The organism is Cupriavidus sp. L7L (assembly GCF_004353535.1).
Classification (GTDB): Bacteria; Pseudomonadota; Gammaproteobacteria; order Burkholderiales; family Burkholderiaceae; genus Cupriavidus; species Cupriavidus oxalaticus_A.
Genome location: NZ_SMNY01000027.1, coordinates 31,662 through 47,056, shown reverse-complemented (window position 1 = coordinate 47,056; position 15,395 = coordinate 31,662). Strand labels below are relative to the sequence as shown.

Below are 15,395 nucleotides of genomic sequence, written 5' to 3'. Positions count from 1 at the left end.
CTACTGAGAGGCCAATGAGGTACCTGCAATGCACGCATCATCGATAGCGCGATGCGATGGTCGAGCCCACGTCTGTGAAGGCGCTGCTGGTGAATGGCGTTCTGTTCGCTGGGCTGCCGCAACCGCTTAGCGCGTGCGCTGCGCTTCAAGCAGGGCGGGGTTCGGCTTCGCGGGCTGCCCGACGTGCTGAGGGCGAGGGCCGTAGTTCCGGGGTGCGGGAGGAGCTGCGGTCTGCGCGGCGAGCTGTGCCGCTCTTGCGGCCTGGCGGGCACCCTCAATAACGGTAAAATCCGGGCCCGCAATGGCCGTTCCGGCAATGAGTGCGGTGATCAGGACTAAGACGGTATGCTGGATACTGGCATTCATGGCGGCGATCCTCATGGAGCTGTCGGGTTGGGCTTGCCCACCCCGTCCACGAATCGCGGCACGCCGGCAGGTACGAATGCACTGTACGCAATGACCGTGAACGTATGGATAAGGTATCGCCCCAAAAAGAGGCTAGGGGATTGCCTTATTCGGTGGGCGGGCTCCGCCCTATTGGCTCTCGATCTACTGAATGGCGAAGCGCATCAGCTCCTTGCCGTTCGGGATATCCAGCTTCTCTTTGATGTTGGCCCGGTGTGCGTCGATGGTCTTGATGCTCCGATTCAGTTTCTCGGCGATTTCCCGGGTGCTGAAGCCGAGTCCGATCAGGTGCAGGACTTCGAATTCCCGCTCCGACAGCCGCGAGATCAGACCCGTCGGCATCTTCCTGGAAGCCGTCAGAGTCCGCGCCAGCTTTTCATGCATTGAGGCACTCAGGTAGATATTGCCTGCCAGCACCTCGCGGATAGCACTCACAACATGCTCTGTGGCCTCGCCAGGGCCACCAGCTGCATCGTGCCGCTTACGCCGCCTACAGACTGCTGGGGAAGGACGTGCTTCTCGCCAAGATAGCCCTGCACGCGAGCCCGCTGATAGCTGGCTCGCGTGGTGAGGCCTCGCGTCCCCTGGATCTTGTTCTGCTTCTCAAGCTTGGCCGCAAGATTGACCGTGTCGCCAATCACCGTGTACTCAAGACGGCTGTCATGCCCGAGTATGCCGAACAGCACCGGCCCGCTTGCCATCCCGGCGCCAACGTCAGGTGCAGGCTGACCGCTGGACTGCCTCCGAATCCGCCATTGGTCAACCGCTTCCAGGATGGCATCGATGGCACGCAAGGCACTTGCTGCATGGCAATCGTCGGCAGTGACGGCGCCAAAGCTGGCAAGGATGCCGTCGCCCATGAATTTGTCTATGCTGCCGCCATGCGCTTTGACAATCGGCACAACCAGGCTTTGGTATTCGCCCAGTAATTGGATCAGTGCGGAGGGCTGCAGCATGGCAGACGCCTGAGTGAAGCCGCGCATGTCGAGGAACACGACCGACGCCTCGCGCAGCTCGGCGTGGCCGACCATGACGCTTGCTTCGGAGTCGGTGATGCGATGGGCCACGGAATCGTCAAAGAATAGCGACAGGTCCGCGACCGCCAGTTGGCCCTTGACGGCCTTGACCACAAAGCCGCGCGCCCTGGCCAGGGCCAATGCCAGCGTGGCGCTGACGATCAGGATGGAAAGCAGCTTGTCGAACTCCGCTCCGTAGTGGATCTGGGTCGAGCGCAATGCGGTGACATAGTCCCAGGTGACAGGGTTGCCGCTCGCGTGTGTCAGCGCGTAGTGCAGCAACAGCAGCCAGCCCAAGGTCGCTGTGAGGCCCGACAGCGCCACCCAGAGCGGCTCGAAGCGCAAGGCACGCAAGGCGATTAAGCCGAAGATATAGGCGAATTCGGTGGTTTTCAGGTACATCTGGGCTGGCTGCTCGTACTGCAGGTGGTAGGCCCAGATGACGAAGATCAGGACTGCCATTTCGGCCACCACGCTCAGTCCCACCATCCAGTTGACCAGTTGCCGGGTCATGGCAAGGTAGAGCCGGACCAACGCCAGCACCGCGAACAGCGAGACGCCGAGCGGTACCGCGCGTACGGGCGCGTCGGGTGAAAAGCCCGGGGGCGTTCCGAGATAAAGGACCGCGAACAGGAGCAGCACCAGCAGTTGCAGTGAGGTCACCAGCAACTCGCTCAGATACTGTTCACGCTCCAGCTCCCGCCGTACTCGTGGCGGCAACTGCATGCCCTGGCCCAACGCAGCGAGCTTCGCTGCTAGCCCCGCAGCGATTTTCCGTGCCATGCTTGCCGCAATACGTTCCGACTTCTGCCGGTGCGGTGCCGTCAGTGTCTGTTCTTCCTGTTTCATCGCGCTGTCCCGCAGCCACCGTTCAGGGTGCGGCAGACCTGAGGCTGCCACCCGCGATCCGGGCGCAGGTGCCGGCGGGCAGCATCAGCCATTCATCGCCGGCGGCGTCGTGGCGGGCGCGGCCCGCGCAAGCGTGCAACGCGGTGCCGCAGTCGTTCCTGCCTGCCCTGGCTACGCCGAAGCACCGTTCACGGTCCAGGGCAAAGTGTGCCGGGGAACTGGCCAGCAGATGCGTGTTCTGCTTGATCGCAAGCCCGACGGCAGCGAGCGCGGTCGCGATCACCAGCGCGTTCCCGATACGGTGGCTCATGCTTACTCCTTCAGATTGTCAGCAGTGCAACACGGCTGGTCGTGCTAGTCTGGCCTAGGATTGCGGGGCGCCCGGGGTCGCAGCGGCTGGCCAAGCCGACGCTGAATCCATTGCGCGAGCGCGATGGTGACGCACATCGTGCCGAATGCGACCCATGCATACGGCCACAGCAGGGGCATGCCGACCAGCAGCAGTCCATCGTTGCCGCCCGGAATCAGCATGCCACCCCAGCCCATGAAGGCACCGCCTGCGAAGCACCGGAGACACTGCGCACTGGAAGTCGCGGGACCTTCGCGGCGGCCAGCGCTCATCCCGCCGAGGATGGCACCAGCGAGCAGCCCCAGCGACAGCAATGCCCGTGCCGGCAGCATGGCAGCGCTGCCACGTGCCAGTTCGGCCAGCACCTCGGTGTATGACCACGCGCCTGCCAGCAACAGGAGCAGCAAGAAGGTGACACCGATCACCGTGGTGGCATGGTGCGGTGACCAGATCCGGGCGCCAACGCGTGCATGCCACGTTTGCTCCAAGGGTGCAGGAGCGCCATGGCGTCGCGCCCGCTGCCACAGACGGAGCAGGCGCCATCCGACGAACAGAAGGAAAAGCACTGTCAGCAGCGGCGCAGCACCCCATACCGGCGAGGTGGCTGCGAGCGCCGGGCGCTCGGCTTGCGGCCACAGCGCAAGCAGCCCCACGCAGCCTGCGTAATATCCGAGGGGTGTGGCAGCGTACGCCCATTGCCCGCTGCCCAGCCGGGCGATGGCGCCGAATACGCATGCGCCATTGATGAAGGCGCCCAGCCCGAGCAGGGCACCTCCCAGGACGGTCAGGCCATCGACCGGATAGCCGGACGGCATGGCCGGAAGCAGATGCAACCGCTGCGCGATCAGCAGTCCGCCACACACGTACAGCGACGCTTCTGCCATGGCACGGAGGCGCGAGCAACTGCGCGATGACGTGATCTCGCTGACCGCGGCGACCGCACAGGTTGCGCCGCGCTGGATGGCGAATCCCATCACGGCGGCGCAAAGCAGGGCGGCGGCAAAGGACAGACTCAGCAGCATGAGTTTCATGGGCGCATCATCCTCGGGCATGCGCAGGTAGCCGTCCCCACACCTGTTCACATAGTATGCGGGTCCATCTTCATTTCGACCGGGAAGAGATCGGACGACAGCAAGACTGCGGGGCTGCCGCCTTCATTCTTCCACCAGTGGGAAGTCCCGTTCCTCTCCGCGGTCACGTCGCCGGCGCGGTGTACGATCGGAACCGCGCAGTTGCTCGCATACTCCACGATCTCGCCGGCGACGATATAGATGATTGCCGGGCGGTTGTTGTGGCTGTGCCATGGCACGATGCCACCGGGCTGCACGTCGAGCTGGCGCAGCCGCAGCAGGCGTCCCGCTACGGCTGCCGGCTCCTTCGAAAGGTCGGTCGAGGCGCGCACTGTATCGGTGACGCCCTTGGGTTCTGTCGCGCCAGGCCGCTGCCCCTGGCCATCCGCGACGCGCTTGTCGGCGGGGCACTGGCCGGCGTAGGCCATCACTGAGACGAGGGACAGGGTGACGGTGACGATCGCGCCGCGCATCACGCGATGCCAGACGGGTACGGCTTGCTTGGTGGTAGTCATGGTCCTAAACTCCGTGGGTTGAGGAATCCGCGCCGACCGCTTCGGTGGCGCTACGTGGTGGATCAAAGAAATTCCTGGTGCAAGTCGACGCTGCACCGTTCACCGATTGCGCTGTAGTTCTGCTGCAACCAGCGCCCGGCCTCGTCCCGGCCCTGATCGCGCAGATAGCAAAGGAAGTCCCAGTCGGCATTGAGCTTGCTGGAGACGCCGAGCGCCATCATGGTCTGGTCCGAGCGGATCGAGTGGATCAGCATCTCCTTCATTTCCCCGCGGTTGACCTTGCCATCCTGGATGAGCCTGGTGACGAAGCTGATGGCGCGCAGTTCGCGGATCAACGAGGAGTTGAAGCTGACCTCGTTGATGCGATTGAGGATCTCCGCGGCAGTCTTCGGCACACCCTTGCGCACGATGGGATTGATATGGACGATCACCACATCCCGCGCGCCACAGTTGTAGATCAACGGGAAAATGGCGGGGTTGCCGACATAGCCGCCGTCCCAGTAGTGTTCGCCGCCAATTTCCACCGCCTGGAACAGGAACGGCAGGCAGGCAGAAGCCAGCACAGCCTTCAGGCTGATGTCGTCGCGCGAGAACACGCGTACCTTGCCGGTCTCGACATTGGTCGCACACAGGTAAAGGTGGATCGGGCAGTGCTGGTTAAGCGCGTCAAAGTCGACATGGCGGGCCAGCACGTCGCGCAGCGGGTTGAAGTTGAGTGGGTTGAACTGGTAGGGCGACAGCACACGCAGCATCATGTCCGTCAGCAGGTACATCGGCGAGTAATCGAGCCCGTAGCCGTTGTGCAGCAAGGTCTCCCATGGCAGCTTGCGGAACGGGTTGCTGGCGCGCGCGGCGTTGGCAACGTCGCGCCAGAAGTCGTGCAGGGCGGTGCGGGCGCGTGGCGGCCCGCCCTGGAGCAGGCCGTACGCGAGCACCGCGGCATTCATCGCGCCGGCGCTGGTGGCGCTGACGCCCTCGATTGCAAGCCGGCCGTCTTCGAGCAGGCGGTCCAGCACGCCCCAGGCAAAGGCACCATGGGCACCCCCGCCTTGCAACGCCAGCGTGATCGGCTTCACGGCTTGGCCGGTTTCTCCGGCATCTCGCATTCCAGGATTGGTCGACATGGCTCGCCCTCAGTGCTGGGTCCAGCCACCATCCATTGCGAGCGCAGTGGCGGTCATCGAGGCTGAATTGTCCGAGGCCAAGAACAGGGCCAGGGCAGCAAGTTCGTCAATCCGCACGAACTCCTTGCGCGCCTGGTGCACCAGCAGGACATCGCGCACGACGTCGGCGGGCGAGATCCGGTGCGCGCGCGCCTGGTCGGCGATCTGCTGTTCCACCAACGGCGTCTTGACATAGCCGGGGCAGATCGTATTGCTGGTAATGCCAAACTCGGCCGTCTCCAGCGCCACAGCCTTGGACAGGCCGATCAGCCCGTGCTTGGCGGCGACATAGGGCGCCTTGAACGGCGAAGCCACCAGGCCATGGGCGGAGGCGATATTGATGATGCGGCCCCAGCGCCTGGCCTTCATGCCGGGCAGGACGGCCTTGATCAAGTGGAACGCCGAGGACAGGTTGATGGCAACGATGGCGTCCCACTTGTCGTCCGGCATCTCTTCGGTCGGGGCAACATGCTGGATGCCCGCGTTATTCACGATGACGTCAACCTTGCCGAACTCGGATGCAGCAAATTCGGCCATTTCGCGAACCTGGCAAGGTTGGCTCATGTCCGCCGGCGAATAGCGCACGCGCACGCCATACTCGCCCTCCAGCCCTGCACGCGTGGCTTCAATTTGCTCGGCATCGCCGAAGCCGTTCAGCAGTACATCGGCGCCATGGGCGGCAAAGGCGCGCGCAATGCCAAGCCCGATACCGCTGCTGGAGCCGGTAACGATGGCTGATTTTCCTTCAAGCATGTTGATCTCCTGTTAGCGTGGGGGCGGCGGGGGTGGCGTAGGGCGCCCGCGGTATCCCGGAAAGGTCATGCGTTGCAATGCGGGTTGCCGATGCACCCGGCGCTTGTGGGCGGTGGGGTGGCAGCCCATCGGGTGGCGATTCGTCTGCCTCGCTGGTGCGTGTAAAGCGCAGGTGGGTGATGTCAGTCGGGAAGAACATGGACAACGTCCATTCCGCCCAGAGGCGCAGCTTGCGCCCGAGCGTCGGCATGCGCATCAGGTACAGCGCACGCCAGGCCAGCCAGGCCGGCAAACCCGAGAAGCTGAAGCCATACACCTGGGCAACGCCCTTCATATGCCCGATGCTGGCCATCGCGCCCTTGCTCTGGTACGAAAACGGTTTGCTTTCACGCTGTTCCAGGTGGCCGGCGAGGTTATGGGCAAGCTGGCGCGCCTGAGCCACGGCGAACTGCGCGGTTGGCAGCGAATCCTCGTCGGTGGCGGCGTTGGCGACCCGTGCGCAATCGCCGATGGCCCACAGTCCGGGCATGCCGCGCACCGACATATCCGGGTTGGTCTCGATGCGTCCGCGCCGGGTGGCTAATGCGAGATTGCGCTCCAGGGTGGCGACCAGCGGATTCGGCTTGGTGCCGACGGTGCAGACCACCGTTGCACCTTCGATCATTTCGCCGTCAGCCAGCACCACCGTGTCGGCTTCGAAGCGGACGGCCCGGGTACCGAGCCTGAGCCGGATGCCGCGCGCGGCCATATGGCGTGCCGCGGCCATGCCAAGCGAGGCGGGCAACTCGGGAAGCAGTTGCCCGGTGTCATGGAGCAGCGTCACCGCCAGCTCTTCGCGCTGCACGCGCGGGTAGAAGCGCCGGATGCTGCAAAGATAATCGGCGAGTTCCCCGGCAACCTCCACGCCCGAAAAGCCCCCGCCCACCACGATGAAATGGCCCAGCCGGCGGCGCAGGACCGGGTCCGACTCCAGTTCCATGCGGGCCAGTTGGCGCAACACGCGGTTGCGGATAAACAGGGCGTCACCCACAAGCTTCAGGGGCAGGGCGTGCTCGGCCATGCCGGGCACCAGGTCGAGATTCGCACGGGTGCCGAAGGCAAACACCAGATGGTCGAAGGGAATCTCGCGCAGGCCCGCCAGGGTCGTGCAGGACAGCTTGCCCTGGGCGTAGTTGACGTCCTGCACGGTGCCCATGATGAACTGGGTCCGCCTGAGCATCTGGCGGATCGGCACAATCACGTGTTCAGGGAAGACCGAGGCACCCACCACCTCGGCGAGCATCGGGTTGAAGGTGGTGTAGCTTTCGTTGCTGACGATCATCAGCCGGTGAGTCGTCGGCAGCAGCTTCTCCAGCGCCTGGGCCAGCGTGGTGCCGGCGAATCCACCACCGATGATGACGATGTTGTTCTCTGCAAGCATGACGGTTCCTTTTGCCCCTGGCATGGCGCCCTGGGCTTTCGAGCTAGTGGCTGCCCTTGCCGCGCAGCGGGAAGCGGTCGATCAGGTGGTCCAGCGACAGCCGGCCGGGGCCGTGCAGCATCGTGACCAGCAGCAGGAGCCCCCAGTACTGGTGGTCCTTCAGGCCGACTTCGCCCAATCCCGAATACGAGATCACCGCGACGATGTTGAAGACGAACAAGGCCAGCGCGGCTGCCCGCGTACCGAGCCCGAGCATAAGCAGCACCGGCAGGCACAGCTCCGCTGCGGTACCAAGATAGGCGGCCAGGGTCGGGTTCAAAAGCGGCACGGCGTATTCGCTTTCGAAGAGCACAAGCGTGCTGGACCAGCTGGCGAGCTTGGTCAGCCCGGACTGGAAGAACACCAGGCCGATCAGTACGCGAATGCCGAGATCGAGCACAGGAGCCAGCATTTCCAGCAGGCGGATCGCCGCCTGCCCAGCGGCGATGATGTGCGAAGGCTTTGCGCCGGCCACATCCAGCGGCGCGGACGACAGAGGGGTGGTGCATTTCATTTGGGCTACCTCGCGAAGCGGTCAAGGACTTGGGGCGCGCTGGTCAGCCGTGACGCGGTTCGTGGCACGGCATTCCGCTGCAGGCTCGGGTGCCGCTCAGGCCGGGTGGGCCGCCTTGGCGGCCGGGCTGAGTTCGCCGCTCTTGCCACCTGGCTTGGCGAACTCGGACATCTGCAGCCGGCCGCCCGCGATTTTTTCGCAAGTGCCCTTGGGCACGAGGATCCAGGCCTCCGCGTCACGATCGACCTTCGCTGTGGCGGCGCAGGAGCTCTTGCTGGTGCCGCAGTCGTTCTTGCCCGCCTTGGCAATGCCCGCGCATTTTTCGTTGTTGCCTGCCGCTGCCATGGCCTGCGAGGTGGCGCCGGCAATGCCAAGCGCCAGCATGCCTGCAACGGCGCCGCGGATGATTTGATCGCTGTTCATGATGCACACTCCGTCTTCGGTTGGGTTCAGGACAGGAGGGGAGGGATACCTGTCTCTGGATGGCAGTATGGAAAGGCGAGCTCACGCTTGTTTCGCTCAAATTTCAAATTTCCATCACGAGTGCGCAGGTGTCGACGGGCCGGGGCATCAGCGAAACCGGCGAATGGCTTGCCATCCATGAAATGCGTTCTAGTGGCTCCCCGGCCGCAAATCGGGCATGCAAGGACGGTCTTGCCGACATCCCACATGTTTCAAGATGAGGTAAAGCCATGTCGCGCCAGGACAAGCCGTTCAGCGTCCTTGAGCTGACCGCGCGGGTCAAGGCGATCTTCCGGCTGGTCGACACCCTGGCCAACCCGCCATCCGATGGCCCCAGGACGGTGCAGGTCAAGGCCTTGCACATCGATATCGACAAGTGAGAAGTAACCGTGCGCGGCGCGCCTATCTTCCTCACTGCCAAGGAATTCCAGCTGCTTCTCTACTTTGCCAGCAACGACCTGCAGCGCCCGGTGCCGGGTAGCGCAGCGACGGGCGGCGCGGGAACGCCGCTTGTGGGCCACGCCATGTGTCGCCGCCTGACGCGTCATGGTCCGATGCGCGGCGCCAGCAGATCAGACATCCCCCCGATGCAGCGTTTCCATCCGCACGCGATCGAGCATGGCGATGCCCACAACACGAATCTGTTCTTGCCACCGTCCCGCTCTTACGTCGCATGACAGCGTAACCGGTTTGCTGCTTGACCAGTTGCTCGATGGGGTGTCGGCTTTAACCATCAGAGCGTGACGCGGCTAGCTTCATCGCTTCTGCATGGATAGCCGATAGCGGGGGACAAATAGGCGCTCAATGGTGCGCCGTGACGGAAATTTGATCTTTAACGGATAAAGGCGTGAGTTCTGTTGCGCACACTACATACCAAGGACAGACAATCAGTCTGTCCGAGTCTAAACCCGTCGTGGACCGTCATGAAAATGTCGAAGTGCGCTTGCGCCGGCCCGGCTCAACCCCTCTTAATGCCTAGGAAACAGGACCTGGACCAACATGAAACCCATCACGATCTCTTCCCTCGCCGCTGCCCTGCTCTTCTCGACGCTCGCTGTCGCGGCACATGCCGCCGACGCCAGCGGTGCGGCCCTTCCCCTGACGCGCGCCGAAGTGCGTGCCGACCTTGAAGCCTGGACACGCGCAGGCCTGGCCGAGTACTGGCACGGCGATAGCGGCCCCGATGTCAACAGCGCGGAATATCAACGGCGATTTGCCGTCTATGAAAGCCTGCGGGCGGCCCAGAGAGAGGCCGCCGCACGCTGATCCGGCAAGAATGACGAGTGCCCACGGCAACTGCGCCACCCGGGGCGATGCCGTTCAGATAACCACTGTCGTTCCCGCGAAGGCAAAAACCCAGTGACTTTAAAAAGACGCTGGATTCCCGCCTGCGCGGGAATGTCATCCCGAATCGTCTACTCAACTGCTTAAGCTGCAGTGCGCAAATCATATTGAACGGAACCGTAACCGCATCGGGTTTCGTCGAATCGGCCGTCAACCAGGTGATCAGCAAGCGATTCGTCAAACGGCAACAGATGGCCTGGCAACTGCAGCGCACTGCTACAGATCCGTACGGCCGTGCTCAATGACCAGCCCCGATCATTCTGAACGGTGGTATCCCTCCATCGCCGATGAAAACGACCACCGCTTTGCCGCTTAATCAGCCCCGGTTTGGCGCGGTCTCAAGCCGAGGCGGTGGCGATCGCCGATCGGCTCGTGGTCGCCGAGCAGGCGCAGCGCCGAACCGCCTGCGACTTGGACGCCGATCTTAGCTTCGGCAACAAGGCCTGAATGGGCCCGGGGCGTCGGTCGCGACGACGCCATGAACGACCGGCGGGTCGGCGACATTGGGGCAGCGTATCGCAACGGCCCTACATTTTTATTAATCAACGGCTTAGTCGAATAGGCCACCGGAAAGGTCATGCTCTAGGGAGGAGCGATCATTGAAGCCGGCTGCAAGCAGCGCATGGGCTGGCCGGCTGTTCCACCAAACTGAGAGCAGGGAGTTCAGCACGCGGAGTATGCGCATGGGGTGGATGGCGCATTGGCGGACCTGCTCGCTGCGGGCTTCGCCATACAGGCACCAGGTACAGAAATGTTCGCAGTTGTTGCTCAGCAGGCGATAGCGGTTCTCGCCCAAGCGCGAGCGTGCCCGCCTGACCACTTGGTCGCTGGTAAAACGCGGCAGCGACTCGGTTCTTACCTCGATGCCGTGGCCGGCGCCGAAGTGTTCTAGGCTCAGCTCTTCCACAGGCCCCGTGTGCAGCCCACGGCAAAGGCCCGCATAGTGCAGCACGCGGCCGTTGCCCACATATATGCCGTGGTGGCTGTAGCCGCGACGCTGCGTGACCAAGTGTGCGCCAAGCGGCGGCTCGCCTGCCGCTTCGCACTGCGCGACCGGCGCCTGCCAGCCTGCCTCGCTACCCTTCATTGCTTGCTCGCCGTCGCCTAGCGCGGCAAGTACCTGCGTGGCAGCGTCGGCGATGCACAGCGCGAGCATGGTTGCATTGGCACTGCGGCTGATCTGTTCTCTCTTCATGATTCATACCCCCGACATCAGATTTGGATGGACAGGAGGGGTAGCTGTCTCTGTGCTGCAGTATGAGAAACAGGGGTCACGCTTGCGTCGCACAAACCTCAAATTTTCTTCACGACGCCCACGGACGGCGGCAACCGCGGCGTGGGCGACTCTAGCGGTTTCGGCGCAGCGGTACTTGCGGGCGGCAAGGGCAACGCTTTCCATCCAGCCAATGCGCGGGGATCAGACGGCGAGCGTGAACCGTTCCGCTGCCGACGAGCAGCTTCCTCGCGAGAGGTGGCCTTGCCCCTTGCGTGGCTGTGTTGCAGTAAGCCTTCGGTAGAATGGCCCTAGCGACTTGAGCTCAGCAATGTCAAGCGCCCGGGCCTCCGTCACCAGTTGCGTGCGTTTGGACACGGAAAGCAATGCTGGTGCCTGCGGGAGACCGTCGGCCAGGCTTCGCAGGGTCTGGATGTGTTTGAGGAAGCTTGCGATTTCGCGTGCGGCGGGGCGCTTAGGCTCGCGCTTGAGCTGGTCCCAACCGGATTGCTCGCCCTGACCGTCAAACAACGCGTCAATCCGAGCGATCTGCGAGTCGTCGAGCGCGTCAGCAATGGCACGATAGATGGCTTCATTGCACCGGCTGCGGGCCTCGGTGGCCATTCGGTGAAGCTGGCTAATGGCGGCAGCTCGCACCGTAGCCGGATCAGCTCTTCGATCAGCACGTTGATAATGTCGGGCAATTCGACCTTGGTGTGCGACGCCTCGGTTGCGAGCGCTTCGCCATTTCAGCGTGTTGGCTTCGACCGGTCGAATGTGGAGATACCCGCGTAGCAACTTCTGATGCCGGGAGCGGCTTGCCTGGTGGGCTCTTGCCGAAGCATGCCCGCAGCCTTGATGAGATCCGCGCATCCTGTCCTTACATCCCCGGCTTTAGTGTGCGCACAACCTCCAGGAGCAAGCCACGCGAGACCATCGCTCGATGCACAGGCCGTCCGCCGCGGTCGGCGCCATGGAGCTGGAACACATGTTTGGCGAGATCGATGCCGAGGATGTCGATTTCCATGATGAACCTCCACGTGTCAGGTTAGGCCGACAGTGTCCCCCGAAGGGAGGCGCCGGGAAAAAATCCTCTGCCATATGTGAGGCGTCACATATTCATGAATTCCGGCCGACCTTCAAGTAAGCACAACTTCGAATCAAGGTCGCCGACCGGTAGGCCATCACTGTGGCGCGCGTCCCCTGCAAACAGGGATGGGGATGGAGGATAGAGCGCCCTCAGGACGCGAGGCCATCCGGGTTCATCGACTGCCAGCGCCACGAATCCACGCACATGCGGTCAAGATCGTGGCGCGCGCGCCAGCCGATCAGTTGCTGCGCCAGGCCCGGATCGGCATAGCAGGCGGCGATGTCGCCGGGCCGGCGCGCCACGATCTGGTAGGGCACCGCTCGCCCGCTGGCGCGCTCGTAGGCTGCCACCACCTCCAGCACGCTATAGCCCCGGCCGGTGCCGAGATTGACCGTCAGGCCCTGACCACGCTCGCGCAGGTAGACCAGCGCCGCCAGGTGGCCGTCGGCCAGGTCACACACATGGATATAGTCGCGCACCCCGGTGCCGTCGATGGTGTGATAGTCGCCGCCAAACACCATCAGCTGTGCGCGCCGGCCGGCCGCCACCTGCGCCACATAGGGCATCAGGTTGTTCGGCACGCCGCCCGGGTCCTCGCCGATCAGGCCGCTTTCGTGCGCGCCGACCGGGTTGAAGTAACGCAGGTAGGCAATGCGCCAGGACGGGTCGGAGCGCTCCAGGTCGCGCAGGATCTGCTCGCCCATCAGCTTGGTCTGGCCATAGGGATTGGTGGCCGAGAGCGGGAAATCCTCCAGGATCGGCACGCTGTGCGGGTTGCCATAGACGGTGGCCGAGGAACTGAACACCAGTTGCCTGACCCCTGCCGCCTGCATGGCCGAGCACAGCGTCAGCAGGCCGTTCAGGTTGTTGTCGTAATAGGCCAGCGGCTGTGCCACCGAAACGCCCACCGCCTTGAGCGCGGCGAAATGAATCGCGCCGGCAATCCGGTGGCTGGCGAACACCTGCTCCAGCAAGGCGCGGTCGCGCACATCGCCCTCGACGAAATGCGGGGTTTTGCCGGTAATGGCCGCAATCCGCTCGACCACCACGCCGTTGCTGTTGCACAGATTGTCGAGCCCGATCACCTGGTAGCCCGCTTCGAGCAGCGCTACCCAGGTATGCGAGGCGATATAACCGGTGGCGCCGGTCAGCAGCAGGGCTTCAGAGATGGCGGGGGGGCTGGTTGGAGCCATGGTTGGAGCCCTGGTTGGACCGATTGAGCCGGCCATTTGCGCGGTGGGCGCGATATCCAGACAACCCCGCGGACAACCCCGCGGACAAGCCCAGGCCAAGCAGCACGCCTGCCAGGTCGATGCCGATATCGAGCCAGCGTGGGTGCCGGCTGATCGCGAATACCTGCAGCCCCTCGCTCAGCAAGGCCAGTCCCAGCAGGGCCAGCACAATGCGCGACGCCCGCCAGGCAAACGGCCGCGCGGCAAGCTGCCAGGCCATCGCGGCGAACAGCACCAGGTGCGCCAGCGACGATAGCGGAAACGGCGCATGCAGGTTGCGCTCGATGCTGTCGCGCCAGGCCCCCGGGATCTGGGTGCCCACCAGCAAGGCGAGCGCGAACAGGAATGGCATGCCCCAGGCCATGCGACGTGTCATGAAAACCCTCCGGCCCGATTCAAGATCTGGCTTGCCGTGTACCGCGGCCCGATCACCGCGTGGTTTGCGCCGGCAGCGACCAGCTGGAGCCGGCCTGCACGCGCAAGTACTCGCTCGTGTCCGCGCGGCACTCCCGGTTTGCTTCGGCGCAGTTGCACGCCATTGGGCACGCCCCCCACCACATTGGCGCGGGCCTGGCCGAGCCGCCTGAGCGCCTCCGCCACCTTGTCCAGCGCAAGCAGCCTGTGCGCGGCCGGCTGATCGGATCGGACAAAGGTATTCACAGGCAGCCCCCCGGATGAAGGGATGCGGCAGGGCGGAAGCGCGCCTCGCTCTCCTCGGCGCGCGCGGGCTCCGGCGTAGCGGCCGGGAACAGCCGCTCGTACTCGTGACGCACCAGCCGGTAGCAGCCGCAGGCACACAGTTCCAGGCCGCCGCGGTCAAGCACCGCGATGCGGCCACGGCTATGCTGGATCAAGCCTAGCTCTGCCAGCCTTCCCACCGCCGCCGTCACCCCTTCGCGCCGCACGCCGAGCCGTTCGGCGATCGACTGCTGGGTGATCGCAAGCGCGTTCGCCCGCCGCCGGTCGGTGGCGAGCAATAGCCAGCGGCACAGTTGCTCGGTGACAGAGTGGTGGCGAATGCAAAAAGCGGTCTGTGCGACGTGCGTAAGCACGGCGTGCAGATAGAGCAAGGAGACGCGCCGGATCGCAGCCGACTGAATGAACGCCTGCCTGAACGTGTCGGCTGGCAGCTGGTAGCCAAGACCCGCGCTGCGGACTTCCACCCGGTATGGCATGGAGCCGCCGCCGGTCAGTACCGGGATCCCGATCAGGCCTTCATGGCCGATCATGGCGACTTCCATGCTCGCGCCGTCTTCCAGTTGGACCAGCATCGAGACCACGGCCGTGGTCGGGAAATAAATATGATGGATGCATTGCCCCACGTCGCTTACCAACTGCCCGGGAAGCATCCGTATCAGCTCAAGGTGAGGCGATATGGCCTGCCACTCCTTGCCCGGCAAGGCGCCCAGCAGGTGATTGACGTGCGAACCCGGCACACCCGAACCCCGATCTTCCATTTTTGCATCCTCCGTGCGGCGCCGTGCGAACGTGCCGGGCCAGTACAGCTACCGCTCTCCGGCACACCGGCGTCGATGCCCGGCTGCTGCATCTCCAGGGCCAGCGTGATGCCCGCCAACCCCGCGCCGATGATGCAGACCGTCGTGTGCAGCACGCTATCCTGCTCAACCCTTCTGGTATCAATAAGCATCCCTTCTCCCTAGTTGCCGGTTTTGGGGGCGAATGCCTTGTCCTGCATCTTCCTATGTGGCTTTCGCCTGTGTGCGCCAATATGCCGCCAACGGCAGCCAGGCGCGCCTCGCAACATGCCAGTTGAGCGCGATGTCTTGCGCCTCACCGCGCCTTTCAACGCCTTGGTATCCGGCATCACTGAACACATCGCTTTCCTCGCCATGCAGCAGTGCATGAGCTTTGGTCCAGACAGATCGGCATTCTGTGAGCGACTCCGCACAGATGGCGTCGCTTGAAAAGTCGCAGCCTTCTTTTATGATTAATTGACTTCG

Annotated in this window: 19 protein-coding genes and 4 pseudogenes; 4 read left to right on the top strand and 19 right to left on the bottom strand. The window is 63.9% G+C overall.

What is annotated here, in order from left to right; genetic code table 11:
- Positions 1 to 126: 126 nt before the first annotated feature.
- From E1J61_RS25695 to E1J61_RS25645, 11 genes are all read right to left on the bottom strand, one after another.
- Positions 127 to 366 (bottom strand): hypothetical protein, encoded by a 240-nt coding sequence (locus tag E1J61_RS25695; protein ID WP_133096770.1) that lies wholly within the window; start codon positions 364 to 366, stop codon positions 127 to 129.
- A gap of 183 nt (positions 367 to 549) precedes the next feature.
- Positions 550 to 840 (bottom strand): response regulator transcription factor, encoded by a 291-nt coding sequence (locus E1J61_RS25690; RefSeq protein WP_243736975.1) that lies wholly within the window; start codon positions 838 to 840, stop codon positions 550 to 552.
- A complete protein-coding gene (locus E1J61_RS25685; protein WP_133096769.1) occupies positions 837 to 2,270 on the bottom strand; it encodes an adenylate/guanylate cyclase domain-containing protein in 1,434 nt (477 codons plus the stop codon). Before E1J61_RS25685 ends, E1J61_RS25690 begins: the two co-directional genes overlap by 4 nt.
- Positions 2,271 to 2,292: 22 nt before the next feature.
- Entirely contained in the window at positions 2,293 to 2,580 is a 288-nt protein-coding gene (locus E1J61_RS25680; protein WP_010812012.1) for a DUF2282 domain-containing protein, read from the bottom strand.
- Between the two features lie 44 nt (positions 2,581 to 2,624).
- On the bottom strand, positions 2,625 to 3,650 hold the full coding sequence (locus E1J61_RS25675) for a YeeE/YedE thiosulfate transporter family protein (RefSeq protein ID WP_243736974.1): 1,026 nt from the start codon (positions 3,648 to 3,650) through the stop codon (positions 2,625 to 2,627).
- Between the two features lie 47 nt (positions 3,651 to 3,697).
- Complete coding sequence (locus E1J61_RS25670) at positions 3,698 to 4,204, bottom strand: cupin domain-containing protein (RefSeq protein ID WP_133096768.1); 507 nt, start codon at positions 4,202 to 4,204, stop codon at positions 3,698 to 3,700.
- Positions 4,205 to 4,266: 62 nt separating this feature from the next.
- A complete protein-coding gene (locus E1J61_RS25665; RefSeq protein WP_133096767.1) occupies positions 4,267 to 5,328 on the bottom strand; it encodes a patatin-like phospholipase family protein in 1,062 nt (353 codons plus the stop codon).
- A gap of 9 nt (positions 5,329 to 5,337) precedes the next feature.
- Entirely contained in the window at positions 5,338 to 6,120 is a 783-nt protein-coding gene (locus E1J61_RS25660) for a 3-hydroxybutyrate dehydrogenase (RefSeq protein WP_133096766.1), read from the bottom strand.
- A complete protein-coding gene (locus E1J61_RS25655) occupies positions 6,113 to 7,540 on the bottom strand; it encodes an NAD(P)/FAD-dependent oxidoreductase (protein ID WP_133096765.1) in 1,428 nt (475 codons plus the stop codon). Before E1J61_RS25655 ends, E1J61_RS25660 begins: the two co-directional genes overlap by 8 nt.
- A 43-nt stretch (positions 7,541 to 7,583) precedes the next feature.
- Complete coding sequence (locus E1J61_RS25650; RefSeq protein WP_207951254.1) at positions 7,584 to 8,093, bottom strand: DoxX family protein; 510 nt, start codon at positions 8,091 to 8,093, stop codon at positions 7,584 to 7,586.
- 96 nt (positions 8,094 to 8,189) lie between these two features.
- Positions 8,190 to 8,516, bottom strand: a complete 327-nt coding sequence (locus E1J61_RS25645) for a DUF2282 domain-containing protein (RefSeq protein ID WP_133096764.1) — start codon at positions 8,514 to 8,516, stop codon at positions 8,190 to 8,192.
- Between the two features lie 269 nt (positions 8,517 to 8,785).
- Between E1J61_RS25645 and E1J61_RS37895 the strand changes: the two genes are divergently transcribed.
- From E1J61_RS37895 to E1J61_RS25630, 4 genes and pseudogenes are all read left to right on the top strand, one after another.
- Positions 8,786 to 8,935, top strand: a complete 150-nt coding sequence (locus tag E1J61_RS37895) for a hypothetical protein (protein WP_167884636.1) — start codon at positions 8,786 to 8,788, stop codon at positions 8,933 to 8,935.
- Positions 8,936 to 8,944: 9 nt separating this feature from the next.
- Complete coding sequence (locus tag E1J61_RS37890; RefSeq protein WP_207951253.1) at positions 8,945 to 9,232, top strand: helix-turn-helix domain-containing protein; 288 nt, start codon at positions 8,945 to 8,947, stop codon at positions 9,230 to 9,232.
- Positions 9,233 to 9,554: 322 nt separating this feature from the next.
- Entirely contained in the window at positions 9,555 to 9,821 is a 267-nt protein-coding gene (locus tag E1J61_RS25635) for a DUF4148 domain-containing protein (RefSeq protein WP_133096763.1), read from the top strand.
- A gap of 188 nt (positions 9,822 to 10,009) precedes the next feature.
- Positions 10,010 to 10,215: pseudogene (locus tag E1J61_RS25630) on the top strand (ISKra4 family transposase); the annotation flags it as partial.
- 234 nt (positions 10,216 to 10,449) lie between these two features.
- Here the strand turns inward: E1J61_RS25630 and E1J61_RS25625 are convergent.
- The 8 genes and pseudogenes from E1J61_RS25625 to E1J61_RS37880 form a co-directional block, all read right to left on the bottom strand.
- Positions 10,450 to 11,094 (bottom strand): lecithin retinol acyltransferase family protein, encoded by a 645-nt coding sequence (locus E1J61_RS25625; protein WP_371704745.1) that lies wholly within the window; start codon positions 11,092 to 11,094, stop codon positions 10,450 to 10,452.
- Positions 11,095 to 11,409: 315 nt separating this feature from the next.
- Positions 11,410 to 11,934: pseudogene (locus tag E1J61_RS38910) on the bottom strand (DUF4158 domain-containing protein); the annotation flags it as partial.
- Positions 11,935 to 12,001: 67 nt separating this feature from the next.
- Positions 12,002 to 12,139: pseudogene (locus E1J61_RS37505) on the bottom strand (IS110 family transposase); the annotation flags it as partial.
- Between the two features lie 212 nt (positions 12,140 to 12,351).
- Complete coding sequence (galE, locus tag E1J61_RS25615) at positions 12,352 to 13,371, bottom strand: UDP-glucose 4-epimerase GalE (RefSeq protein ID WP_133096792.1); 1,020 nt, start codon at positions 13,369 to 13,371, stop codon at positions 12,352 to 12,354.
- Positions 13,364 to 13,810 carry a hypothetical protein gene (locus E1J61_RS25610; protein WP_133096762.1) on the bottom strand — a complete coding sequence of 149 codons (447 nt, stop codon included), beginning with the start codon at positions 13,808 to 13,810 and terminating at the stop codon, positions 13,364 to 13,366. Before E1J61_RS25610 ends, galE begins: the two co-directional genes overlap by 8 nt.
- Complete coding sequence (locus tag E1J61_RS25605) at positions 13,807 to 14,094, bottom strand: hypothetical protein (protein WP_133096761.1); 288 nt, start codon at positions 14,092 to 14,094, stop codon at positions 13,807 to 13,809. The genes E1J61_RS25610 and E1J61_RS25605 overlap by 4 nt, the downstream gene beginning before the upstream one ends.
- Complete coding sequence (locus E1J61_RS25600; protein ID WP_133096760.1) at positions 14,091 to 14,891, bottom strand: Crp/Fnr family transcriptional regulator; 801 nt, start codon at positions 14,889 to 14,891, stop codon at positions 14,091 to 14,093. Before E1J61_RS25600 ends, E1J61_RS25605 begins: the two co-directional genes overlap by 4 nt.
- 294 nt (positions 14,892 to 15,185) lie before the next feature.
- Positions 15,186 to 15,308, bottom strand: a pseudogene (locus tag E1J61_RS37880) (IS5/IS1182 family transposase); the annotation flags it as partial.
- Between the last annotated feature and the right edge of the window lie 87 nt (positions 15,309 to 15,395).